At 56.1% G+C, this 23,679-nt stretch carries 23 protein-coding genes; 7 read left to right on the forward strand and 16 right to left on the reverse strand.

The features are described 5' to 3' along the window. Positions 1–7: 7 nt before the first annotated feature. The 8 genes from A9753_RS00890 to glmS all read right to left on the reverse strand — a co-directional run bounded on the left by A9753_RS00890 (position 8) and on the right by glmS (position 8,793). Positions 8–706, reverse strand: a complete 699-nt coding sequence (locus tag A9753_RS00890; RefSeq protein WP_083090243.1) for a succinate dehydrogenase cytochrome b subunit — start codon at positions 704–706, stop codon at positions 8–10. A gap of 408 nt (positions 707–1,114) precedes the next feature. Beyond that, on the reverse strand, positions 1,115–1,624 hold the full coding sequence (gene rimI, locus A9753_RS00895) for a ribosomal protein S18-alanine N-acetyltransferase (RefSeq protein ID WP_067778867.1): 510 nt from the start codon (positions 1,622–1,624) through the stop codon (positions 1,115–1,117). Between the two features lie 25 nt (positions 1,625–1,649). After that, entirely contained in the window at positions 1,650–2,408 is a 759-nt protein-coding gene (gene tsaB / locus A9753_RS00900) for a tRNA (adenosine(37)-N6)-threonylcarbamoyltransferase complex dimerization subunit type 1 TsaB (protein ID WP_067778870.1), read from the reverse strand. 9 nt (positions 2,409–2,417) lie between these two features. Beyond that, entirely contained in the window at positions 2,418–3,242 is an 825-nt protein-coding gene (locus A9753_RS00905) for a hypothetical protein (protein ID WP_067778873.1), read from the reverse strand. A gap of 1 nt (position 3,243) precedes the next feature. Continuing rightward, positions 3,244–3,846 carry a tRNA (adenosine(37)-N6)-threonylcarbamoyltransferase complex ATPase subunit type 1 TsaE gene (gene tsaE / locus A9753_RS00910; RefSeq protein ID WP_067778876.1) on the reverse strand — a complete coding sequence of 201 codons (603 nt, stop codon included), beginning with the start codon at positions 3,844–3,846 and terminating at the stop codon, positions 3,244–3,246. 61 nt (positions 3,847–3,907) lie between these two features. After that, complete coding sequence (gene alr, locus A9753_RS00915; protein ID WP_067778879.1) at positions 3,908–5,236, reverse strand: alanine racemase; 1,329 nt, start codon at positions 5,234–5,236, stop codon at positions 3,908–3,910. Continuing rightward, positions 5,233–6,741, reverse strand: a complete 1,509-nt coding sequence (locus A9753_RS00920) for an NAD(P)H-hydrate dehydratase (RefSeq protein WP_141673239.1) — start codon at positions 6,739–6,741, stop codon at positions 5,233–5,235. Before A9753_RS00920 ends, alr begins: the two co-directional genes overlap by 4 nt. A 156-nt stretch (positions 6,742–6,897) precedes the next feature. Further along, positions 6,898–8,793: a glutamine--fructose-6-phosphate transaminase (isomerizing) gene (gene glmS / locus A9753_RS00925; protein WP_067778885.1), complete on the reverse strand. Its 1,896-nt coding sequence runs from the start codon at positions 8,791–8,793 to the stop codon at positions 6,898–6,900. Positions 8,794–8,885: 92 nt separating this feature from the next. On the opposite strand from glmS, the gene coaA reads away from it, so the two are divergent. After that, positions 8,886–9,863, forward strand: a complete 978-nt coding sequence (gene coaA, locus A9753_RS00930; protein WP_067778888.1) for a type I pantothenate kinase — start codon at positions 8,886–8,888, stop codon at positions 9,861–9,863. A 202-nt stretch (positions 9,864–10,065) separates the two neighbouring features. On the opposite strand, the gene A9753_RS00935 is transcribed toward coaA, so the two are convergent. Genes A9753_RS00935 through A9753_RS00945 form a run of 3 tightly spaced genes read right to left on the reverse strand, consistent with a single transcriptional unit; the run spans position 10,066 to position 12,901 of the window. After that, positions 10,066–10,539, reverse strand: coding sequence for a DUF6912 family protein (locus A9753_RS00935; protein WP_067778891.1), 474 nt, complete (start codon positions 10,537–10,539; stop codon positions 10,066–10,068). A gap of 17 nt (positions 10,540–10,556) precedes the next feature. Beyond that, positions 10,557–12,212: a CpaE/TadZ family protein gene (locus A9753_RS00940; protein WP_067778894.1), complete on the reverse strand. Its 1,656-nt coding sequence runs from the start codon at positions 12,210–12,212 to the stop codon at positions 10,557–10,559. Next, positions 12,209–12,901 carry a hypothetical protein gene (locus A9753_RS00945; RefSeq protein ID WP_067778897.1) on the reverse strand — a complete coding sequence of 231 codons (693 nt, stop codon included), beginning with the start codon at positions 12,899–12,901 and terminating at the stop codon, positions 12,209–12,211. Before A9753_RS00945 ends, A9753_RS00940 begins: the two co-directional genes overlap by 4 nt. Positions 12,902–13,030: 129 nt before the next feature. On the opposite strand from A9753_RS00945, the gene A9753_RS00950 reads away from it, so the two are divergent. After that, positions 13,031–13,252 (forward strand): helix-turn-helix domain-containing protein, encoded by a 222-nt coding sequence (locus tag A9753_RS00950; protein WP_067778900.1) that lies wholly within the window; start codon positions 13,031–13,033, stop codon positions 13,250–13,252. Positions 13,253–13,471: 219 nt separating this feature from the next. Here A9753_RS00950 and A9753_RS00955 read toward each other — a convergent pair whose 3' ends face one another. Further along, a complete protein-coding gene (locus tag A9753_RS00955) occupies positions 13,472–13,993 on the reverse strand; it encodes a hypothetical protein (protein WP_067778903.1) in 522 nt (173 codons plus the stop codon). Positions 13,994–14,177: 184 nt separating this feature from the next. Here A9753_RS00955 and A9753_RS00960 point away from each other — a divergent pair, with 184 nt between their 5' ends. Continuing rightward, entirely contained in the window at positions 14,178–15,050 is an 873-nt protein-coding gene (locus A9753_RS00960; protein ID WP_218056728.1) for a LysM peptidoglycan-binding domain-containing protein, read from the forward strand. A gap of 179 nt (positions 15,051–15,229) precedes the next feature. Continuing rightward, complete coding sequence (locus tag A9753_RS09370; protein ID WP_083090169.1) at positions 15,230–15,883, forward strand: Rv3235 family protein; 654 nt, start codon at positions 15,230–15,232, stop codon at positions 15,881–15,883. Between the two features lie 20 nt (positions 15,884–15,903). Here A9753_RS09370 and secA read toward each other — a convergent pair whose 3' ends face one another. Next, the gene (gene secA / locus A9753_RS00970) at positions 15,904–18,729 is read right to left on the reverse strand and encodes a preprotein translocase subunit SecA (protein ID WP_067778909.1); all 2,826 of its coding nucleotides are present in this window, start codon (positions 18,727–18,729) and stop codon (positions 15,904–15,906) included. A 186-nt stretch (positions 18,730–18,915) separates the two neighbouring features. Here secA and A9753_RS00975 point away from each other — a divergent pair, with 186 nt between their 5' ends. Both A9753_RS00975 and hpf read left to right on the forward strand, forming a co-directional pair. Next, positions 18,916–19,665 (forward strand): ComF family protein, encoded by a 750-nt coding sequence (locus tag A9753_RS00975; protein ID WP_141673240.1) that lies wholly within the window; start codon positions 18,916–18,918, stop codon positions 19,663–19,665. Positions 19,666–19,866: 201 nt separating this feature from the next. Further along, complete coding sequence (gene hpf, locus A9753_RS00980; RefSeq protein ID WP_067778915.1) at positions 19,867–20,529, forward strand: ribosome hibernation-promoting factor, HPF/YfiA family; 663 nt, start codon at positions 19,867–19,869, stop codon at positions 20,527–20,529. Between the two features lie 90 nt (positions 20,530–20,619). On the opposite strand, the gene rpsI is transcribed toward hpf, so the two are convergent. From rpsI to truA, 3 genes are all read right to left on the reverse strand, one after another. Further along, positions 20,620–21,114 (reverse strand): 30S ribosomal protein S9, encoded by a 495-nt coding sequence (rpsI, locus tag A9753_RS00985; RefSeq protein WP_067778918.1) that lies wholly within the window; start codon positions 21,112–21,114, stop codon positions 20,620–20,622. Positions 21,115–21,157: 43 nt separating this feature from the next. After that, positions 21,158–21,601 carry a 50S ribosomal protein L13 gene (rplM, locus tag A9753_RS00990; RefSeq protein ID WP_067778922.1) on the reverse strand — a complete coding sequence of 148 codons (444 nt, stop codon included), beginning with the start codon at positions 21,599–21,601 and terminating at the stop codon, positions 21,158–21,160. A gap of 259 nt (positions 21,602–21,860) precedes the next feature. Further along, positions 21,861–22,826 (reverse strand): tRNA pseudouridine(38-40) synthase TruA, encoded by a 966-nt coding sequence (gene truA / locus A9753_RS00995; RefSeq protein WP_083090170.1) that lies wholly within the window; start codon positions 22,824–22,826, stop codon positions 21,861–21,863. 70 nt (positions 22,827–22,896) lie between these two features. On the opposite strand from truA, the gene A9753_RS01000 reads away from it, so the two are divergent. Next, positions 22,897–23,655: an ROK family protein gene (locus tag A9753_RS01000; RefSeq protein WP_067778926.1), complete on the forward strand. Its 759-nt coding sequence runs from the start codon at positions 22,897–22,899 to the stop codon at positions 23,653–23,655. The last annotated feature ends 24 nt before the right edge of the window (positions 23,656–23,679 follow it).

Consider the following 23,679-nt stretch of genomic DNA (forward strand, 5'->3'; position numbering starts at 1 on the left):
CCCTCACTCAGTGGACCGGGATGGGCCAGGGGCCATCAACGGGGGCTGCGATGCCGATGTTGAACAAGATGGCCGTGGGCACGCTCATGAAGCCAACAACGAGTGCAGCTGCGATGAGGAAGGCCACCAGGCGGATGCCGGGGATGGTGTTCTTACGGGTTGCACCCAGAGACTGGAGTGCGGACCACACACCGTGCCACACGTGAAGGCCCAGGCTGCAGACGGCAACGAGGTACATAAGCCAGACCCACCAATGGGAAAAAGCGATGTACATGTTCTCATAGGCGTCACCGCTGTAGTAGTGACCACCGAACTGCAAGGACAGGGTGGTGAACTGCAGGATATGAGCAACGATGAAGAGAAGCAGGATGACGCCGCCCCAACGCATAGTGCGGTTGGCGTAGCGGGAGGCATAGTACTCAGCACTTGCTTTCTTCACGGCGTACTTGTCCGAGCCACGCGCCTTGTTATTACGTGCCCACAGATGGAACGCGGCTCCAGCATGCACCACAAGGGCGACGAGCAAGAGAACACGCAGGATCCACAGCAGACCTTCGTAAGGAAGGATGGGCTCAAACATTGTCCTCAGGTGGTGGGCGTATCCGTTGTACGCATCTTCACCGAGGAAGTACTTGAGGTTGCCGTAGCAGTGAAAAAGAACGAAGAAAATAAAGAACAGGCCAGATACTGCCATCGCACGCTTCATAGCGACGGTGGTGCGTCCGGCGGTCCTCTTCTTGGAAGTTGTTGTCTTGGCCACGGAAGAACATTAACGAGTGCTGACCACTAGCGTCACGCATTGATTATTAGCCAGAAAACAGCGGGAGTGAGGATAGGAGTTTTTTCCCACCATCATGCGGTTTCCCCCAAAAGAAAAGCCACAGCTTCAACCATTACCGCACACGATAAATAAGTGCTCAGCGAAGTCTTTTTAGTTACAACTATGTAGAAGAATTACGGCGTACGACACTTAAGAGACTGATGTCATGAAGATAACGTCACATCACTCATCTCTTCCGAGTCCCACCATAACCGCCCCCGAATGCCGCAATCCATTGCCAATCCAGTAGTCAAGGCAACGTATCGGTTCCCATCGAGAACTACGAGAATCTACTCAGATACCAATCGGACGATGAGCACCTTCGCGAAGCACTCGTCTCATGATGAGAGCATCCTCCATCGGAGCCATGTAATAGTTCTTCCGCACTGTCAGACGAGTAAAATCCTCTCGCTCATACAAAGTAATCGCTGCCTCATTAGAGACTCGCACCTCAAGAAATAACTCTGAACAGTTCTGTTTACAAGCCACTTCGATGAGATGACGAAGCAAATGCCGCCCTCCCCCGCGACGTCGACAATCAGGCACGGTGGCAATGGTGAGGACATCTGCCACGTCGGCACAAAACACACCCGCATAACCCGCAATAGCCTCAGGCTGGGAAGCAGAGTAAAGGACGCTGTAAGTCTTAAATTCGTGCCCTGGTCCGTGGAGTTCGTCGTGCAGAACCTCCTGACTCCAGGCTTCTGCACCAAAAAGATCTGCTTCAACTTGGGCAACAAACGGAATATCACTGTCAGCCAGTGGGCGCAGCCGCCAGTGATGTTCACTCCTCATCGTGACCATGAAATCAAACTACAAGGAAGCCACATCACAGAACGCTTTTGCGGCCTGCGGGCATCTGCACATCAGCGTGACGCAAGTACAGCGGCTCAGTGGGGCACTCCTGACCGGCCGCTCGGCGAACGAGTGCAATACTCACAGCACCGGTTACTGAACCAGATTCAGTGATGTGACTTACGGGCAGATCTCCAGCACACTCAGGATAAAGAGCCACACCGCTTCCGCACACATGCTGAACCTGGTGTTGACGAGCCAATTCAGTGGCGGCTTCGGGGAACATGACACTAACAGGACTGATGACGCTGAGGGTCGTTGCACAGGCTGGTCCGGGAGTCAGTTCATAGACAGCCGCATAGACTTCTTTGCGTCGAGCATCGGTGAGGACCATCAATCGGGTGGGCTCGTCAGCAGGCTCCATCGCGGCACCTACGTGAGCAGCAAGGGCATCAAGACTAGGAACTCCCCAGATATCGATTCCGCGAGCACGCGCGAAAGTCCGTGCGGTCACCAATCCCGCACGCAGACCAGTGAAGGGTGCGGGGCCAGTGGCAACCACAACGCCGTCAATACAGTCACATTCACCCGGCGCCTGTCGGGCAGTGCGTCCAGTTCCGTCATCAAAAGGACATTGCTCCACCACATGAGCCATCAGCGGGGCAAGTGATTCAGCGTGACGGCGTGAATCCTCGGTGGATTCTTCCGCGATCACGGTGACAGTATCAGGGGCGTCTGCCTCACATAGAGCAACGGCGCAGGACAGGGATGAGTCAATAGACAGGATTCGCACGCCTCTAGCCTATTCCTTCTCGTGCAAAGCGAGTACTCGGCGTTCGTGACGTGAGGTTGCTACAGCAACCACAACAATGAGGACAAGCACCCCCATAAGGGGTATCCATAGTGGGGTGGCTTTGGGGGCGCCAGTGTCGGTGCGGGCGCCGTTTTGCGTGGCAAGCACTTGAGGTTCAATGCGAGAGTGAAGGATAGCGCTGTAGGTTGCTAGGTCCACGGGGCCCGCAAGAAGAGTGGTCGCTTTTTCACCTACAGCACGTACGGTTGTATCCGTCACCATGTACCAGGCATCTGCGATGGGGTCATGGACCAGCATGGAACCACGTACGCTTGCTGCGGCTGCGCCCGCTAATTGAGGATCGTCGACGATCTTCCCTCCCCACGTATCATCACTACCTTGGGAAATGACCATAATGCCGATGGGTTTAGAATCCACGGAAATGGCGGCAGCCCACTGGCCGATGGGAACAGGCGAGGCCTGGGGGTCGATCCCATCAAGATAGTCCTCAGACCAAGTCATAATCGGGCGGAGCGTTCCGAAACTTGCTGGAGCATGGGTGCCGGTCAGGGCATCAACAGTTTGCTGTCCAAATTGGTCGAGCCAGTCTTGGGCAGGTTGGGCAGCAGGATCTGCAACCGTTGGGAGCAGTGTTAGAGGAAGAACTTCTACCGATCCGGCTGTCGTTTCCGGGGGTGTTGTAGTGGCGTATCCCGTGGACACAGGTCCAAAGAGCGCCAAAACGCTCAGAAGTAGATAAGTAACAATGCGCACCATCAATGACAAGGGGCGAGTCACCACCGTGGTAGCGCCATACTGCGTGACGCCAGGCATATCAGTTTGGAATAACTTGACTCAGTGGAGTGAAGTCCACGCCCTGCCAGCGTTGTCCCAGGGCGGTAATGGTGATAGTACGGCTACCATCATCGAGATCAGAGATATCTACAAGCGAGGCCCCATTCTCATCCTGGTAGATGGCTGCGGTTTCTGATTCGTCTACGCCCCCTTCTTCGCGGCCCACGGTGATCATGAGGCGATCATCGCTCAGTCCTTCGACTTTGCCTTCACCCCATTCAATGAGGGTGACGGATTCCTCGAGAGATGAGTCTAAGTCCAGTGCTTCGACTTCATCGAGACTGGAGATGCGGTACGCATCCACATGAATAAGATCAGGGCCATCAGCGAGTGCGGGATGGACGCGAGCGATAATAAAGGTGGGTGAACAGACGCGTCCTTCAACGTTGAGTGCGCTGCCAATTCCTTGGGACAAGGTTGTTTTTCCTGCTCCTAGTCCCCCGGAAAGCATGACCATGTCACCAGCACGTAAGAAGCGAGCGAGTGCTGCACCGATCATGCGGGTTTCGTCAGCGTCATGGGTACGCACCACGCATTGTGCTTGGACCGTGCTGGAGGTCTGTGGTGCAGTGGTGTCAGTCATGGTGCTGCTGTCCTTGGCGTTGTGGTTGCGGTGAGTCAGTGGTGGAATTGGCGTCATTGTGTCACATGGTGGTGACACCAATGTAGACTCTAGGGATTCGTTCACCGAGTGCGGAGATGAGTTCGTAGTTGATGGTGCGGCAGACACGCGCCCAATCATCAACTAGTGGGTCACTAATATGGCTTCCCCAGAGAGTGACGGTGTCACCGATCTGGGCGGGGGGCTCATCGGAGGTGACCGGGCCCAGGTCGACCATGAATTGGTCCATACACACGCGTCCTACCAGCGGGGCCTCAATCCTTCCAGACGCCGAGTGAACACTGACACTCACATGCTCACTATCGCTACCGTTCCATGAGGCAAGGCGGTCGATTCCGTCGGCATAGCCGATGGGAACAAGTCCAAGCCAACGATCGGTGGGCGCTGCCCATATCCCTCCGTAGGACACAGCACGGCCCTGGGGGATCTTCTTGACCTGAAGTAGGCGTGCTTGCAGAGTCATAGCAGGGGTGAGTTCAAGGTCTGCGCTACTTGCGAGGTTGGCGTCGGGACTTAAACCATAAAGTCCGATTCCGAGGCGAACTAAGTCAAAACGGGCGCGAGGGTGGAAAAGTGCGCCGGATGTTGCTGCCAAGTGGCGGACCTGCGGTGGTAGACCTGCGCTACGCATCATGTGTTCTGCTCGTTCGAATACGGCAATTTGTTCATCAGTTGCAGGTTTGTCCGGTTCATCAGCCCGAGCTAGGTGCGACCACAGTCCCACTACCTCGACGGTGCCCCGCTCGCGGGCTTGGCAAGCCAGGTCGCACAGCTCAGCGAAGTCTTCTTCTCGGGCGCCGGCGCGAGTCATCCCCGTATCAATTTTCAGGTGGATCCGGGCAGGTGAGGCAGACGGGTTATCGCGATGTTCAGCGTCGAATGCCAGTTCAACGCTACGCAACACGGCAGGTGTGGAGACGGACAGGTCGATTCCGCGGCGGATGGCTTGGCGAAGTAGTGAGGTGGGCTCCTGGACTTCGGCGTCTGACTGCGGGGGCATCATCCAGGCGAAAAGGTGAGCACCAAGGTCACTGCTCGTTGAGTCCGGTCCGGCAAGTTCGGTGAGCACGTCGAGGGCTTCGTGGACGTGCGCTAATCCGAGCCAGGTTGCTCCGGCGTTGAGTGCTGCGCGACCTACCTCAGCGGTTCCGTGTCCGTAGGCGTTGGCTTTGATGATGGCCATCCAGGGGGTTTGGGCCTGGTCGGCGATGGAGCGGCCATTGGCGGCGATGGCGTCAAGGTCGATGACTGCGCGTGCGGACTGCTGTGGTGACCACGGTGGAGTTGGCGTGGTGCTTGGTGTTCCGCTAGGTGCCTGGGGCTGGTTTTCGCTGACGCTCACGAGGGTCATTGTCTCACTATGGATTGGTGGGAAGCCACGACATCCCATGCATGTGGCAGTTCTCGGGCAATCTCACGGGCGGTGATGGGATGACCGGGGTAATTACCGCGGGTGTAAGTGACCGAATGAGCGGTTGAGGATTGCGGATGAGGAACCAGAGTTGAACTGGCCACGTGGCCGGCAATGCCGTGGAGGTAGCAGGCCAGCGATGTGACGTGGATGAGGTCAGTGGGTTCAAAGGCCTGACTACCCACGGCAGCATGATGGGTGGCGAGCAGGGCACCAAGAATTCCGGCCAGCACGTCACCGCTTCCCGCAGTTCCGAGCCATGCCGGGCCTACCTGGAGGGTGCGGTGACCGCTGCTGTTGATGAGGGTGTAACGGTGGCCTTTGAGAAGGACGGTGCAGCCGGTGAATTCGTGAAGGGCTTGGGCCAGGTCGTCCGCGGACAGGTCTGCTGGCACTTGGTGTGATGTTGCGGGTGCGGCTGAGGCGGCGAGAGGTGCAGTGATCTCCGCCGCGTCGGACGGTGTTCTGATCGCAACTGATTCGGAAGGTGTTGTTGAGAACGAGGTGGCTAATGCTGCACGGTGGACAAGCATGCGCTCTGCTTCTGCCCGATGTGGGGTGATGATCACGTGCTCACCGAACTTGTCACCGCGAGCGCAGCGCTTCGCTAGCGGTTCGAGAGCGCTGGCATCGACCACTACCGGCATGACAGAGGAGTCTGCGAAGGTGGGGTCAAGAGCACTGTCTAGCCATTCGTTTACCAGTGCAGCACGGTCCGGTTCCTCCATCGAGATGCCGCAGCCAATTACTCGTGCATGAGTTTTCCCCTCGGTCATCACCACTTCGGGGCAAGCGGTAATGACGAGAGAGCGGAGAGAGTCGGGCACATTGACGCGCACCATCCCCGCGCCTGCTCCCTGCGCTCCCTGAGTGCATAACACAGCGGCCCCTGGGTACGTCTGGGAGCCCACCGCAAGGCTGACTACTCCGCGGGAGTACTTGTGATCGTCAGGGCCGGGGATATGGAGTGCGCAGTTGGCTGCTACATCCAATGCATCGAAGCCCAGGGGTTCGGAAAAAAGACTCTGGGAACCTTGCGCCGGATAGATAGCCTGCGCGGTGGCTAAGGCGAGTGAACGCTCGTGGGACAAACTCACCGACCAGTCATGCAGACCGAGTTGGCTGGCGATATCTCGAGCGGTTCCTGACAAACGAATTGAGGGAGCTCCCCCGCGATTCATCACTTCAATATCCGCCCAGGCCCACGCCTCGGGGGTGAGGTCATGGAGGTGACAGGCTTGGCCAAAAACCTTCAGAACCGCTTCCTTGACCGCGAATGCACCACCGATGTGCTGGACCCTCCAGGCGGAATCTTCAGAAGACTCGTGGGCCTCCATCATCTCCCGCTCATGCGCAGATAGCAGGCGGTCAACCAGTCCAGGTGCCGACTGGAGGCGCTGGGCAAGAGACTCGAGTTCCACCACATCAATGCCGCTGATCATCATGGCCCCAGTGTGCCACTCTGAGGCAGATGCGTCGATGAACAAAGGGGTGGGGCCTGCCGTGTACGGCAGGCCCCACCCCTTTGTTGCTTATGGCGGAGTTATTCTCCGATCGCTCGATGCTCCACGCTTCGTGGTTCATCAAGCGAAGCGATGAAATTACTCCACGGTGACGGACTTGGCCAGGTTACGAGGTTGGTCCACATCCAGGCCCTTGGCCTTGGCCAGGGCGCAAGCGAAGATCTGTAGGGGCACCACGGTGAGCAAAGGCATCATTAGAGTAGGTGTTGCGGGGACGCGAATGATGGAGTCAGCGAAGGGCTCCACGGCGGTATCGCCTTCTTCTGCGATGCAGATGGTGCGTGCGCCACGGGCACGGATCTCCTGGATGTTGGAGATGACCTTGTCATGAAGCATGGGGCGGCGAGGGGTAGGCACAATCACGAAGACCGGAAGTCCTTCTTCCACCAGGGCGATAGGGCCATGCTTGAGTTCGCCTGCAGCAAAGCCTTCAGCGTGAACGTATGCCAGTTCCTTCAGCTTTAATGCACCTTCAAGGGCAACGGGGTAGCCCACGTGGCGGCCAAGGAACAGGAATGATTCCTGATCGGCGTACTGGCGGCCCAGTTCGAAAATTGCTTCTTCCTGAGTTTCAAGTAATTCAGAAATACGCGCGGGCATCGCACCAAGGTTGTCGAGATAATCGGCAACTTCGTCGGCCCATTTGTTGCCGCGCAACTGTGCCAGGTAAAGGCCTAGCAGATAGCAGGCGGTGATCTGAGCAAGGAATGCCTTGGTAGAGGCCACGGCAACTTCAGGGCCAGCGTGCGTGTAGAGCACGGCGTCTGCTTCACGCGCGATAGTGGAGCCGTAGGTATTGACGATGGCCAGCACTTTGCTTCCCTGTTCACGGGCGTGACGGATGGCCTGGATAGTGTCCATGGTTTCGCCGGACTGGGAGATGGCCACAGTCAGGGTCTTTTCGCTGACGATCGGATCGCGGTAGCGGAACTCGTGGGCAAGTTCAATTTCTACAGGGATACGGCACCAGTGTTCGATGGCGTACTTGGCAACGTGTCCGGCGTAGGAGGCGGTGCCACAGGCAACCACGATGATCTTATCCACACTACGCAGTACGGAGGGGTCGATGCGCATTTCGTCAAGAGTCAGTTCGCCACGTTCGTCCACGCGTCCCAGAAGGGTGTCGGCCACGGCAGCGGGCTGGTCATGGATTTCCTTTTCCATGAAGGTGTCGAAACCGCCCTTGACCGCTGCGGAGGCATCCCAACTGACTTCCCAGGTCTTGGGCTCAACCTGTTCGCCGGAGGCATTGGTGACCTCGATGGATTCGGGGCGCAGGAGGACGATTTCATCGTCGCCCACTTCGGCTGCCTTCGTGGTGAAAGAGACGAATGCGGCCACGTCAGAACCAAGAAAGTTTTCGCCTTCGCCCAGGCCAATGACCAAAGGAGAAGAACGACGTGCGGCCACGATGGTGCTGGGCGCGTCTGCGGTCACGGCTAGGAGGGCAAATGCACCGTCAAGACGCTTAGTGACTACACGCATGGATTCGACTAGGACACGAGCCGGATCCACATTGGGGTCTGCTGCGAGAGCGTCTTCGAGGCGTTTGGAATAATCCATGTCGAGGATGTGGGCAGCAACCTCGGTGTCCGTGTCGGACAGGAGAGTGCGTCCGGCGTTTTCGACTTCGGCGCGCAAAGAGCGGAAGTTTTCGATGATGCCGTTGTGCACTACTGCGATGCGTCCAGCGCGATGAGGGTGTGCGTTGGAGGCGGAAGGGCCGCCGTGGGTGGCCCAGCGGGTATGACCGATACCTGCGGTTGCCCCATCGGTGGGATCAGCCTGGAGCATAGCGCGAAGATTTTCGAGCTTGCCGGCTTCTTTACGCACTTGAAGTCCGTTGGGGGTTACTAGGGCAATTCCGGCGGAGTCATATCCGCGATATTCCAAGCGTCCCAGACCATCAAGCAGCACTTCTTGGGTACGTGCGCTGGGAGGCTGGGGGGCTACATATCCTACAATTCCACACATACCGATGACTCAATCATGGATTTAGGCGTCACGGCAATGACAGAAGATGTGACGATGTCCTATTTCATGCCGATATGCGTCACACTTAGACGGTGAGTAGCAACAGTCCCTCCTCCTGGCACCCGCTAGGAGATGTCAACCACTGTCCCTATATCGACTTCACCAGGGAGCAATGGGCCAAACTCGCTTCCGCTACTCCACTCCCACTCACTGAAGACGACGTGGAGCGCCTTCGTGGTTTAGGTGATCCTATCGATCTTGCTGAAGTGGATGCGATTTACCGCCCGCTTACCGCTCTTCTCGAAACGTACATCGCTGCTACCCGCGAGCGCGCAGCAAAGACTCAAACTTTCCTTGGCATTGACGAGCCTGTGACTCCGTTTGTTGTGGCCGTGGCGGGTTCTGTGGCTGTAGGTAAGTCCACCACTGCGCGTCTGCTTCGCGATTTGCTTGCACGTTTCCCTGAAACTCCCCGCGTTGATCTGGTCACCACGGATGGTTTTCTTCTTCCCAACGCGGTGCTCGCTGAGCGTGGGTTGACTGAACGTAAGGGCTTCCCCGAGTCTTATGATCGCCGGGCGCTGTTGGATTTCGTAGCAGGAGTCAAGAGTGGGCGTGACGTGATGCGTGCTCCGGTGTACTCCCATACTGTCTATGACATTGTTCCTGATCAGTACATTGAGGTTCGACGCCCCGACGTACTTATTATCGAGGGGCTCAACGTGCTCCAGCCTGCTCCCCGCTCCCCTTCCCCTGAGGCGGTCTTAGCGGTCAGTGACTTCATCGATTTTTCAATCTACGTGGATGCCGATCCTGATGACATTGAATGCTGGTACATCGAACGCTTCCTTACACTCAAGCGCACGGCGTTTACTCAGCCCAATTCCTATTTCCGTCGCTATGCGGATATTGAGGACGATGTGGCTATCGAGGGAGCACGGGATATTTGGCGTCGGGTGAATCTTGAAAACCTCACGCAGAACATTGCGCCTACTCGTGGCAGAGCCACGGTGGTGCTGTGCAAGGGCGCCGATCACCACATGCGCGCGGTGCACCTGCGTAAGGATTAACCACGGAAATAGGGCAATGCTTTTCCAGTCAGGTCCTATGCGGAGTTCTTCGGCACCTGTTGCTTATCCAAGCCTTCCTCCGCTTAAATCTTTTTGCCCTTCTCAGAGTCTTTATTAAACGTAAGTCAGCGTTGGAGATGGCACTACGAGCCGGACTGTTAGTCGTCAATAGGCGATAGTTAGTCACTGATCGACGGTGCTCTTATTCGCCAATGAGTGCGAGTACCTCATCACGCTCAGTCAGGTCGTACCAGAGCAGATCACGATCATCGAGTTCGTCACGTGCTTCTTCATCGCCGTTCAACGCCCGTTCACACAGGTCTCGCGCACCGGGCTCATCGATGAAGATAGCCGCACTGTTTTTCCATGCCACAGGTTGGTTGAGTTCGACTAAGCCGGGGTATTCCTCCGTGGGAGTCTCGCTGACGGTACTATCCGGAGCATCAGCGGCCACAACGATGCGCACGGCAGGGTGATTAGACATCACAGTTGTGCGTTCCTTGGCGATCACGTCAACGGCAGCATGCGCGGCCTGAAGAAATGCGCTTGCTTCAATTTCCTCGTCATCGTAATCCTCAAGAATGTGACGCAGCATGGTCGTGGGACCGAACGCGGTGGTGGTGTCGAGTCGAGTTTCACGAAGTTGTGCGATGGTGACGGGGAGATAGATGCGCATAACAGTAGTGTGCCTCCTTATTTGCGGTGACGCCCTTTAGCTGCACGGCGCGTGGTCACGCCGGACAGCATCTGTGCACCCATTTCCTCACATTTCATTGCGGCATCTGACTTTACGGCTGGGACAGATTCGACTGTCGTCGTAGCGGGTTGGCGCATTGGCACCTTCCGGCACGCATGTGCCGCATTACCTCTCCTTGCCCACCGACGCCGCACTCTCGCGTGTTCCTCAATGTCTGGGTTCAGTGCGTGGCCCAACACTCGTAGTGCCCGCACTGTGTCAGCAGTTTCATCTCCTTGACTGAAGCATTCGCCGTTAAGCAACACCGATGCACCTAAGGAATGGTCAGCAGGAATGAGAAAGGGGTGAGTGATTCCAGCGTAATTATTGAGAATGCTGCGGATCTGGCTCTCAGCGGAAAGGAGTCCTACTTTCCGTGGAACCTGGTTGACCACGATGTGAGTTCGAGTTGTTGAAGGAACCAATGGCGTCGTATCCGACAAGAAGGTGATGAGCCGTCGAAGGTTGACCACGTCCGCTTTTCCCACCATGACCACGTCATCACAAGTGCACAAGAGGGATTCAACAGGTCCGTACCGCCACGTATCTGTTCCGAAGCCGTCATCGCTAGGGTTTTCATAACCGCCACTGACGTCAACCACAATCCAGCGGGCAAGGTTACGTAATTCATTCCACACCACGTCCAGCGAGCGTGTGGGAAGTTCACGCCAACGCCCCTGACGACCGACGCCCGTCATGAGGTCGAATCCTTGCGGAGTCGGAATCAAACAGTGCGCAAGGGAGGGGTGATCGAGTCTGCCATGAGTGGCCAAGCGGCAGGCTGTCGCTAAACCCGAGGAATCGTCAGGCATCGCGAGTGCTTGGACCTGGCTAGGTGCTTCTGTATCCGCATCGACCAGAACTGTAGGGCCTGTCTGAGCACACAGATGTGCAAGGCTGGCAGCGATAGTGCTACGTCCGGGAGCACCATGAGGCCCCCATACCACCACAATGCGCCCTGGTTGACAAGCAGGCTGTGGTGAGGAAGAAATGGAAGGCAAGCACGCAGCGCCGGAAGACATCCACGGTAAAGATGGGCAGTCAGATTCCTCATCATCGATGACCTCTTCAAGCCAGGTGGGCGGCGGTGGAGGTGGCGGGGGAACGTGGCGGGAAGAAGACGAGATATCACCACCACCGTTGCCATCTTTCCCCTGAGTTACCGGTTGGTAACCAGATTGCGATGCAGGATCACAGCCGTCACCCGGGGTGTGGGGAGTCGATATGGTCGAATCTAGCGCAGGCGTTGACAAGTCAGAACGAATCGATAGGGCTCGATGGAGAACCGCCAAGGTATGAATGATTTCTGACGTACTTGCTCCGTGCGGAAGAACTGTCGTGTGCGACGAAGCGAGGCGCAATTGCTCGTTTGCTTCAGCCAAGAGGAGACAGCGCACTCCTTGGCGCTCAATTCGCTCGATCACCGTCGTATCAACGCCATCCAGACGGGTATCGAGCACCACGGCGGTGCATAGGCCCGCAAACACTGCGGCTAACAGTTCACTCACGTCAGCGCATCGGCGAATAACTGACATGGCAGTATCCGGGGAGTCTATAGCGCGAACAAGGGCCGCGTCGTCATCCCATAAGGCTAGAGCTACAGGAGTTTTCAAGGCTGAATCCCTGAGGGCACGAGGAGCAAATCGCCACGCTGGCCAAGTGCCGTCAGCACATGAGGAAGATCCTGGTCACTGACCATAACTTCCACACTCGAACTTCCACCACCGATCATGGAATTCTGTTCCTTACTAATCGAGGACACAATCACATGATGGGCAACTGGTTGAGCAGATGGCGATGAGTCGGAGGTTGAGGAATGAGCGAGAGAGGGGTCAGGTAACTGCCATACGTCTACTTCGCTTCCCACTCGGGTCTGGGACGGCACAGGTGCAGTGATAGACAGGACAACTGCTTTACGTCCCATCTCTGTTTCCTTGGTGACAGCGGTTCTCGGAAGAAGTTCTCCTGCACTGATCGAGTGAAGCGCCAGCGCACCGTCAGGGAGGTCGCCTATACCGATGTAGGTACCCTCCGGTGTTCCGGGGTGGGAATCCACCACGGTAAGAGTGTCACCGGCGATCAGTTCCTCACCAGGCGCAACATCACGCGTAACCATGTAGAGGTGGGTGGTGGCCCCCATGGAATTCCATGCCCAATATCCGACACTCATGGTGATCAACATGATGAAGATACTGACAATCACACGCGGGTCATTCCACTGAGGTTTGCGCAGGGTGGTAGAGGTGACCTGATCAGGGATGCTGTGGAAAAACTTGGGATGGGTTAACGCGCTCGGCAACATGAGAAAACCCTTGAAATATAGGGGATTAGAGGGGGAAACTTCTCCATTTATAGTAAGAAAGTCAGATGGAACACAAGCTAATGTTTAATACTTGTTGAAATCCTCTAATGCTGTTGCGAAAATATTGTTATGACGAAACGATTTCTCACCATCGCTGATGTTGCTGAGACTCTCCAACTCTCATCACAAGGTGTCCGTGCGCTGATTCGCAGTGGCGAACTACCCGCAATCCAAGTCGGTGCTCGCCGCCTATGGCGCATCGAAGCCAAGGTTCTCGAGGCATACATTGAGAAGCAGTACGCCAATACCCGCCAAATTGTGAACGCTTCCCTCCTCAACGAGGAAGCCTAAGAGTTCACATCAATATTCCGTAGCATCATGGCGCGCATGCAAAGCATTACGACAATCAAGGCTAGCAATCGCCCCATCCCCCACCTTGGGACAAGAAGCAACGGTTTTTCATGAGTTGTCACGTCAGTAGATCACGCTGACAGTCTTTCAGAGTCAATGGGGTTGGTGCCGTATCCATACGGCACCAACCCCATTCATCTATCAATCGACAAAGTCTACCTATGGCCGAATACGAAGATAGTCGATTGCTGACAAAGCAATGCTGATACGTTGAGAATCTGCTGCGCCACCCTTTAAAAAGTCGCAATGATCGCACCCGACCCGACTGATTTTTCCTTGAAATTCCGTCGATAGTGTCACGAGCGTTAATGAAGTGGAGTTCTCTGCAAGAGTCCGTAAAAACTGAGAAAACGTGGGCTTAATACGCGACTTCTCAGGTGGGAGAGCATAACCGAGTGAACTGACTGCAACGATCGCGTAAGTAGGGATCACGGTGTAGCAATGATGCTCATCGTGGAGCACCAAATATGCCTCATTGACAACTTCTACTGTCCCTTGGAGTGGTCCACCGGAGTGTGTCCACACTGCAAGCACTCGATGATGAGTTGCTCGGAGGCGATCGGTGAAGGCTACTTGAGTGAAATCTGCTTGAGCGGATTCCTGTGCAGCGGACTCAATATCGCGCCGCATCGTATAGGAGGCCTCATTAAGGAGGTCATCAAAACTGCGATCCCAGTTCATGAATGAAAGCAAATCATAAGAACGAAATCACATCAAACACTTGCGCAAATAAGAATGTACAACATACTCTAAAAGCACTAAACATCATCAAGCATCGAGTTTTACCATGAAACATCTCAGTTCTCTTACGCTTCTCACCGGAGTTTCCTGGGGGAGCACAGCAGCGAGTGTCAGGATCATGCACGTGCATACTCCACTCATCATCAGCGCAAGCAAACTGGGACGGACAGGAATTCTCACCGATGAGTTGGCTGCTCATATAGTGTTTTCACTTGTCGCTTGTGGCGCCCTCCTCATGAGTCTGTGGTACGCCATCTCAAGTTCTCTTGCACTAGCGGCAGTCCTGGGCGGCAGCAGCGGCCTATGGCAAATGCACGCCCTGAAGGCAGTCACTGCTTACGGCGCTCCGTGGATTCGCACGCTAGCAGCCAGTTCCCTCTCTTTGTCTCTAATCACCACACCACTCGCCTCAGGAGCCGCCCCGCCATCGCCAACGACTCCGCTCACATCAACCAGTCTCGTTCTTCCCACCACATCACTTAGCCAAAGCGGTCCGCCCCCTGCCGGCAATACATCACCGCTGTCTAAAGCAATGACTGGAACTATCAACTATTCCGGCGATGACATCGCGATTCCTGTTAGCGATCCTGAACATCCATATGACAGAGGCCCTTTCCCAAGTAAAGATCTCCCTCTTGTCACTGATGGCGCCATAACTACCGCTAACACTGCCTATCTTCCGATAGACGATGTTGCGATTCTTACGGATGGCATTGAAGCCTCAATTAGCGATACCGCACAGTACACAATTCAACCAGGTGACAGTTTGTGGACTATCAGCGAGGAACTTCTACACTCTCACCAGACGGTTTCGTGCGATCCAGTCATTCCATTAGTGACGTGCGACTCTCCACCACCCACCATCACGAACGCGGCAATCGCCGCACTGTGGCCACGGCTCGCTAATCTCAACAAAGACGTCATTGGGAACGACCCCACACTTATTTATCCCGGGCAACAGTTAAAAATTCCCAACATCATGAAGGATAAACCCTGAGAAAACATTCAGGGATACAACTGTCCACAGGCAAACAGCCAAGCCTGTTTCAGACATAGCGCCCCCACACACACAATTACCTCGCCTACTGCAACTTCTCAGTAGTCATCAATACTCCATTGCCCCTTCAACATTTTGCCCCTTTCGCAAGTTTTTCACTCCCCAGAAAGGACCACCCCATGACCAGGATTGTTCAGGCACTGCCTGCAGGTTTTGATCCCCACGAACTTCAAGTCACCATCGCTCGCGTTACCCGCGAGGCTGAAGAAGCACGAGCCAAGCAAACAACGAACAGCGTCAACCACCACATCGACGTGCGCCGCTTCCAGGCAACGACCACTGGCACCACTGCTGCAACGTCCACGTCTACAACCGCCACTCCCCCAACCGGCACCGGCGCAGTCTCCATTCCAAGACACACGGCTAAGGCCACTTCACATGCCCCCTCGTCTCCCACCCCCACCTCAACCCCACCGGAGTTCACTCCTCCGACAGGTATGCCCGATGCCCGCCATCAAGCAGGCGTCACCGCTCGTGGAGCAATGGAAGTACTTCTTGGCCTGCGTCCAGTCAATCAGTTAAGCAGCCTCACGAGTCCAGAACTTTTCCGCGCACTAAGCCAGCGTGCTGGCTTTCGTACTTCTCTCATGCGTTCACAAGAACTGAACGGTATAACGCTTCCCCGTATCCGCTCAGTCCACGTGGACTACCTCAATGAGTGTGCCTGCGAAGCGGCGGTTGTGCTGGACGTTCAGGCACGGGTACGCGCGGCCGCGGTGCGCCTGGAGGCGCACCGCGGCCGCTGGGTTGCTACCCGCTTATCAATCGTCTGATACGGAAAACGAAAGAACACTCAATGTTTACGCTTCTTCGCTGCCTTGCGGCGCTGCGCTCGGTTTCCTAAGACCTCAGTATCCTCAACCTGAGCGGCAGCCTGTCCTGCTGCGGCAGCCTTGTGGGTTGCGCCCTGAACTACCGCACGGCGTGCGGCTTGACCGCTCTCATCAGGTGCGGAGTAGACGAGCTTACGATTCACAGTCACACCGGAAGCTGTACGTGCATCGCCCACACCAGGGACGTGCCCTTCGGCAGGAATGGAGTTGAGGCCCTGCTCAGCGGCCTGTTCCTTTGCCTTGTCGAAAGCCTCATCGAAACGCTTGACGTTAGCGAAGATGCTTTCAACTGAGCGTTCGCGGATGCCTTCCATCATGGCTTTGAACAGGTGGGCACCTTCATTAGCGTACTCAACAAGAGGATCACGCTGAGCCATGGCCCGCAAGCCAATACCTTCCTTGAGATAGTCCATCTCGTAAAGGTGTTCACGCCAGTGCTGATCCACCACAGCCAGGAGGATACGACGTTCCAGAACGCGCATAGGCTCATCACCGAATTGGCGCTGAGCCAGGAGATTGTCACTCATACGCTGTTCAGCGTCCTCATAGGCCAAGAGGATGTCATCAGTGAGTTCACTGATAAGCATCTCTTCGGTAAGAAGTTCGCGTCCGCCCGCTGCTTCAGCCAGTTCATCGAGAGTGATGCTGACGGGGTAGAGGTGGGTAAGGTCATCAAAAAGCGCATCTAGGTCCCACATATCCGCTGTTCCTTCAGCGGTACGAGCTTTGACGATGTTGGCCACGGCAATTTCACAGAAAGCCTTCATGTGCGGCTCAAGATCTTCACCATCGAGCACACGGCGGCGTTCGTCGTAGACCTTTTCACGTTGTTCGGTCATCACGTCGTCATACTTGAGGACGTTCTTACGAATCTCGAAGTTGCGACCTTCGAGTTGACGCTGAGTAGAGGCAATAGTCTTGGAGACAAGTTTGCTTTCCAAGGGCACGTCGTCGGGGTAAGCGTCAGAAGCCATGATGCGCTGAACAAGTGCGGTAGCGAACATGCGCATCATGTCGTCCTGCATGGACAGATAAAAGCGAGATTCGCCGGGGTCCCCCTGACGGCCTGAACGGCCACGGAGCTGGTTATCGATGCGACGTGATTCGTGGCGTTCGGTGCCCAGAACGTAGAGGCCACCAAGTTCCTTAACTTCGTCGTGTTCTTTGGCGACTGCTTCCTTGGCGGCAGCCAGTGCTGCAGGCCAGGCCGCTTCGTAATCTTCGGGGGTTTCAGTGGGGTCGAGGCCTGCTTCTTTTAGTGCGGTAACCGCAATGTGTTCAGCGTTGCCGCCGAGCATGATATCTGTACCACGGCCTGCCATATTGGTGGCAACAGTGACTGCGCCTTTTCGACCTGCCATGGCAACCACGGCTGCTTCACGTTCATGTTGCTTAGCGTTGAGCACTTCGTGAGGAATCTTGCGTTCGGTCAGCAAAGCGGAGAGTTGTTCGCTCTTTTCAACGCTGGTGGTCCCCACTAGGACAGGCTGACCTTTTTCGTGGCGTTCAGCAATATCGTCCACGACAGCACGCAGTTTAGAAGCAACGGTGGTGTAGACAAGGTCCGGCTTATCTTGACGGATCATGTCTTTGTTAGTGGGGATGGGAACCACACCGATTTTATAGGTGGAGGCGAATTCGGCTGCTTCGGTTTCTGCCGTACCGGTCATGCCCGAGCGTGAACCTTCGGGGTAAAGACGGAAATAGTTCTGCAGGGTGATAGTGGCCAGGGTCTGATTCTCCGCCTGGATCTTCACGCCTTCTTTGGCTTCAATAGCTTGATGAAGGCCTTCGTTGTAGCGGCGTCCGGGAAGAACACGGCCGGTATGTTCATCGACGATGAGAACTTCACCGTTAGTAACGATGTAGTCCTTGTCTTTCTTAAACAGTTCTTTGGCCTTGATGGCGTTGTTGAGGAAGCCGATCAGCGGTGTGTTGGCAGCTTCATAGAGATTATCGATGCCGAGGTGGTCTTCAACGCGTTCAATTCCGTCACCGGTGATGGCCACGGTTCGCTTTTTTTCATCAACTTCATAGTCTCGGTCACGTTCGAGGCGTGCGGTGATATTGGCGAATTCTTGGTACCACTTGTTCACGTCACCGGTAGCGGGGCCAGAGATAATCAGTGGGGTGCGGGCTTCGTCAATGAGGATGGAGTCCACTTCGTCGACGATAACGAAGGCGTGACCGCGCTGTACCAGGTCTTCTGGCGTTTGGGCCATGTTGTCACGTAGGTAGTCGAAACCAAATTCGTTGTTGGTGCCGTAGGTGATGTCGCAGGCGTACTGTTCGCGTCGCTCAGCTGGAGTCATTTGGGCCAGGATGCAGCCAGTGGTCAACCCGAGGAAACGATGGACACGTCCCATGAGGTTGGACTGATATTCGGCGAGGTAGTCGTTGACGGTCACGACGTGGACGCCTTTGCCGGTTAGAGCGCGTAGGTAGGAGGGCAGTGTAGCGACGAGGGTTTTACCTTCACCGGTTTTCATTTCTGCGATATTGCCCAGGTGCAGTGCTGCGCCGCCCATGAGTTGAACGTGATAGTGGCGCTGACCAAGGACGCGGTCTGCTGCTTCGCGCACGGTGGCAAATGCTTCAGGGAGGATGTCGTCGAGGGTTTCTCCGTCGGCGAGACGCTCTTTAAAGTGCTCTGTTTGCGCTTTGAGTTCCTCGTCGGTGAATGCTTTAAAGGTTTCCTCAAGCGCTTCTACCTGATCGGCGATCTGGTCGAGTTTCTTGAGGGTTCGCCCTTCTCCCATCCGGAGGATGCGATCGAGAATCGACACGTGAGGTTCTCCCTAAACGTTAGGTAACTGCCTGAGGAGTACGCGCTAAGCGCCGCTGACCATGGCAGTAGTGATTGCAGGTGCACGAGGGGTGAGTGTTCTCCCCATGCTCATAAGCCACTGCATTCTATCGCGCTGTGTGGATAACGGGGACGCCTTGAGACGGGAGGTGATGATGATAGTGCGGTGAGCGAACAGAACTTCTCGCGCAGTGCGGCATCATTACTCTTCGATTACCGCTGTATGGGATGTGGACTATGGGACTGTCCCCTATGTGAGTCGTGTGCGTTATCGCTGGCTGGACCGATGAAGAATGTACGCGCCATTCCACCAGCATTACGCAGTGAGGTGCCAGTGTGGACCATGGGCGAATATGCCGGTCCGCTACGTTCGATGATTGTGTCGTGGAAGAACGGGGCACGGATGGATGCAGGCCAAGTCCTCATGGACGCTTCCTGCCGCCTGCTCCCTCCTGTCCCCCGCCTTCTTAACGATGCCACACCGCCACCCCATCAGTTAGCCATCGTTCCTGCTCCTTCCGGTTTCGTCCGTTCATGGCGGGGGTTGTTTGTGGTGGGCTTATTCAGTGATTGCCTTGCCCGGACCTTAGGTAATCATGTGAAGACTGAACATCATGACACGCTGTGTCGCAGTGTTACAGCGAGCGAAATTGTGAGTGCCCATGTGCTTCGCCGCCGTGGTGGGCCTGCTCATCAGCGAGGCAGTGGTCTGCGCGATCGGCAACGTAATCGCTCGCACCGCCTACGGTGCGTAGCGGACTTACGAGATTGGGATGTGGTGATCTGTGATGACGTGGTGACAACGGGTGCCACGGCGCAGGCATGCATTGATTCGGTAACAGGCGCTGGGGGCAGAGTACGGGCTGTCGTGGCTTTGGCCCATGTTCCTGCGATAGGCCGTGGGCGAGATGAATAGGCGTGTTCACAGTGAGCCAAGGTGGGTGCATTGGGTCACACAATCAGGTAAAGTATGAGTCACAGCACACGAGTCATTGGAGACTCGGAAAGCGATGCGAAGGAGGTGATTTCTTCACCACTGAGCCCGTCGCATAGTGCGTCGGGTGGCTACACACCTCACCCTGAGTTTCAGGGTTGACACTTCGGAAGGTTGCCCACTATGGACATCACAGTTGTCGGTCGTAACGCAGAAATTAGCTCCCGTCTTCGTGACTACATTGAGGAAAAAGTAGTCAAGGTTGAGCAGTTCGACCCACGTGTCCAACGTGTTGCCGTTGAGGTCACACACGAACGTAATCCACGCCAAGCCGACACAGCTGAGCGCGTCGAACTGACGGTCTATTCCAAAGGCCCCATTGTCCGCGCAGAGGCTACTTCTTCTGATCGTTTTGCCGCATTCGATATTGCGATGGGGAAGTTAACTGAGCGTTTACGCCGCGCACGCGATCGAAAGAAGGATCATCATCGTCGTGACCAGGCACTGAATGCGGAGTACATGGAACAGGAGGCACAGGTCTTCGATTCCGCACTCCCGGACACTGGCGCTGGTCGCCCCTCCGATGCCCCCATTATGGATAACCCCTCCGCACCCACCGAGCCTGGTGTGGCTGTGGAATCGCAGTTGGGTGATTCCCCTGTGATCGTCCGTCAGAAGTTGCATGAGGCTACTCCGATGACTGTCGATGAGGCGCTGTACCAAATGGAGATGGTGGGGCACCCCTTCTACATCTTCATTGAGAAGGAAACCGGTCAGCCATGCGCCGTGTACCACCGCCACGGCTGGACCTATGGTGTGATCCGCTTGGATGCTCGCGTCATCTGAGGTCATCCCCCTCACCGGTAGGAAGCGAAATATAAACGTGTGGGCCCCGCTCTTTCGAGCGGGGCCCACACGTTGAAGCGTGAATGAAAATCAGCGCTTGGAGTACTGGGGTGCGCGACGTGCCTTGTGCAGACCGGCCTTCTTGCGCTCTACGACGCGAGCGTCGCGAGTCAGGAAGCCTGCCTTCTTCAAGGTAGCGCGATTGGCCTCACGGTCAATCTCGTTGAGGGCGCGGGCGATACCCAGGCGCAGAGCACCGGCCTGGCCGGAGATACCGCCACCATCGATGCGAGCGATCACATCGAAACGACCCTCAAGGTCGAGAATGGTGAAGGGGGCGCGCACGAGCTGCTGGTGCAGTTTGTTGGGGAAGTAATTCTCCAGGGTGCGGCCGTTAAGAGTCCACTTGCCAGTTCCAGGAACCAGACGGACGCGAGCGACAGCCTCCTTACGGCGGCCAAGGCCCGCTCCGGGAGCGGTGATGGACTGACCGCGGCCTTCGCCTGCGGACTCAGTTTCAGTGGTGTAGCTGGAGGGAGCAAGGTCCTCGTCCAGCGCGTCGATGTCGACAGTGGTCTCAGCCACGTTTGTGTCCTTTACTTGTCGCGGTGTGCCGGGCGCGGAGCGCTTACTGGGCGACCTGGGTGATCTCGAAGGCCTTGGGGTTCTGAGCCTGATGCGGATGAACCGGACCAGCGTAAACCTTCAACTTCTTCATCTGAGCACGGCCGAGCTTGGTGTGAGGCACCATGCCCTTGATGGCCTTCTCAACAGCACGCTCAGGGCGTGTTGCGAGAAGCTCACGATAGGAGACAGCTGTCAGACCACCGGGGTGGTTGGAGTGGCGGTAAGCGAACTTCTTGTCAGCCTTACCGTTCGTGAGAGCAACCTTGTCAGCATTGATGATGATGACATAGTCGCCGTTGTCCGCGTTGGGGGCGAACTGGGGCTTGTGCTTCCCACGGAGCAATGTGGCGGCCTGGGCAGCCAGACGGCCCAGGACAACGTCGGTGGCGTCGATGACGTACCAGTTCTTCTCGACGTCGCCGGGCTTCGGTGAATACGTGCGCACGGGCGTAGCCTTCGTTTCTCTTGGCGGGTGGGCGCGCGCAACCGCAGTAAAAAGAAGCTTTGCGGAAAAGCGTGACCCACCATGGTCAGGTGAATAGGGTCGGAGCACGAGGTGATCGGGGCGAGTGGGATGGCACCGCGATCACGCACACTTGTGCTTCACAACAAGGGTTACCCTACCGGCATGAGTGGGGGGCGGTCAAAGGAAGAGCAGATTTGTCTCACGTGAGACTGACCACCTCACGGCTGGCGCATACGGTTTACTCTGGAAAGTCACCACAACCACAATCATCAGCTGCCACGGTTCGCCGTACTCGCGCTGCTCGTGCCTGCTCCCCCAGTTTGTCATCGGACGGATACGAAATCCTTTCCAGAGACAAACCATGAGGCGGCGCCACAGGAGCGGCAAAAGACTGACGGTCCCGTGCTTGAAGTAATGTCAACGGCCAGAACTCATCACGTTTGCCTTGCCCCACAGCCAATGCCGCGCCAACCAGTGAGCGCACCATGGAATGACAAAATGCATCCGCTTCAACGTGAAATACCACCAATCCAGCGTCGTGACCGGATTCAGGCTTATCAATGGCCAAATCGGTAATGCGACGAATCGTGCTGGCACCTTCACGCGGTTTGCAATACGCCAGGAAATCATGCTCCCCCACCAACGGAGCCATAGCATTATTCATCGCCTCAATATTGAGTGGCTCAGATACCCATAGCGTGTCGAAACGACGAGGGATATATCGAGACTCGACATCGTCAGCAATTCGATAGGAATATGAACGAGACAGGGCAGAAAAACGGGCATCGAAATCATCGGGAACTACACATGCTCCGCGTACCACCACGTCACTGCTACCTTTAGGCCCTTTACTCTCTCGCCCCAAAAGACCGGAGAGTTTGGAGATAAGCGCCTGACCCGATTCGCGATTGCTACGCCCAGGCAACTTTTCCCACACTGAGATAGGCACATCGACATGGGCAACCTGGTGACGAGCGTGAACGCCTGCATCAGTTCGACCAGCAACAGTTAGATGAATCTCTTGACGCAGAATCGTGCTCAGTGCGCCAGCGAGAACACCTTCCACCGTGCGTAGGCCCGGTTGGGCGGCCCATCCGGAAAAATCGGTTCCGTCATAGGCCAAGTCGAGACGGACTCGTACGCTCATCTCGTTTAACGCAGTATGGTCGCGCAGTTCACGGGAACCGGGGGGAGTTGTACTCATAAGGGTCATTGTGGCGCGTTGTCCCGTTGAAGCGCCACACGCATGTCCAAACTCAGGTAGCGTCTTCCCCGTGAGTACTCAAACCACCCTGTCCGTCGACTGCGGCGGCGGAGGTATCAAAGCATCAGTGCTCGATGGTGAAGGCACCATCATTTCTCGGGCGCTGCGCACCCCCACGCCCTACCCCCTGCCCCCACAACTACTTGTGGAAACCATTAAGGACTTAGGCGAACAGCTCCCCGCCGCTAACCGCATTACCGTAGGAATGCCGGGAATGATTCGTCACGGCGTAGTGGTCGCTACGCCTCACTACATCACGAAAGCTGGCCCTCGCTCACGCGTCATGCCTGATCTTACTGAAGCTTGGTCACGCTTCGATATGCGTTCAGCCATCGAGGAAGCCCTCGGTGCTCCCACTCTCGTGTTAAACGACGCCGAGGTAGCAGGTGCCGGCGTCGTCACCGGTCACGGCTTAGAAATGATCGTCACATTGGGAACCGGTTTGGGTAATGCTGTTTTCGATAACGGTATTCTCGCCCCGCACGTTGAAGTCTCTCAGGGGCCCGTACGCTGGGGGCTGACCTACGACGATTACATCGGCGAGCACGAGCGACTGCGTTTGGGCGATGCTCACTGGTCGCGGCGTGTACGGCGCGTGGTGGATGCACTACGACCCATGTACCTATGGGATCGTCTTTATCTTGGGGGTGGCAATTCTCGCCGTATTACACCCAGCCAGTTAGCTAAAATTGGCTCCGATGTCATGGTTGTGCCTAATGAAGCTGGTATGACCGGTGGTGCTCGCTGTTGGGCAATGACGCGTCAGTAGGTTCCACTCTCCTTCTGTCTCTTC

Source organism: Actinomyces vulturis (genome assembly GCF_001687305.1).
Lineage (GTDB): Bacteria > Actinomycetota > Actinomycetes > Actinomycetales > Actinomycetaceae > Actinomyces > Actinomyces vulturis.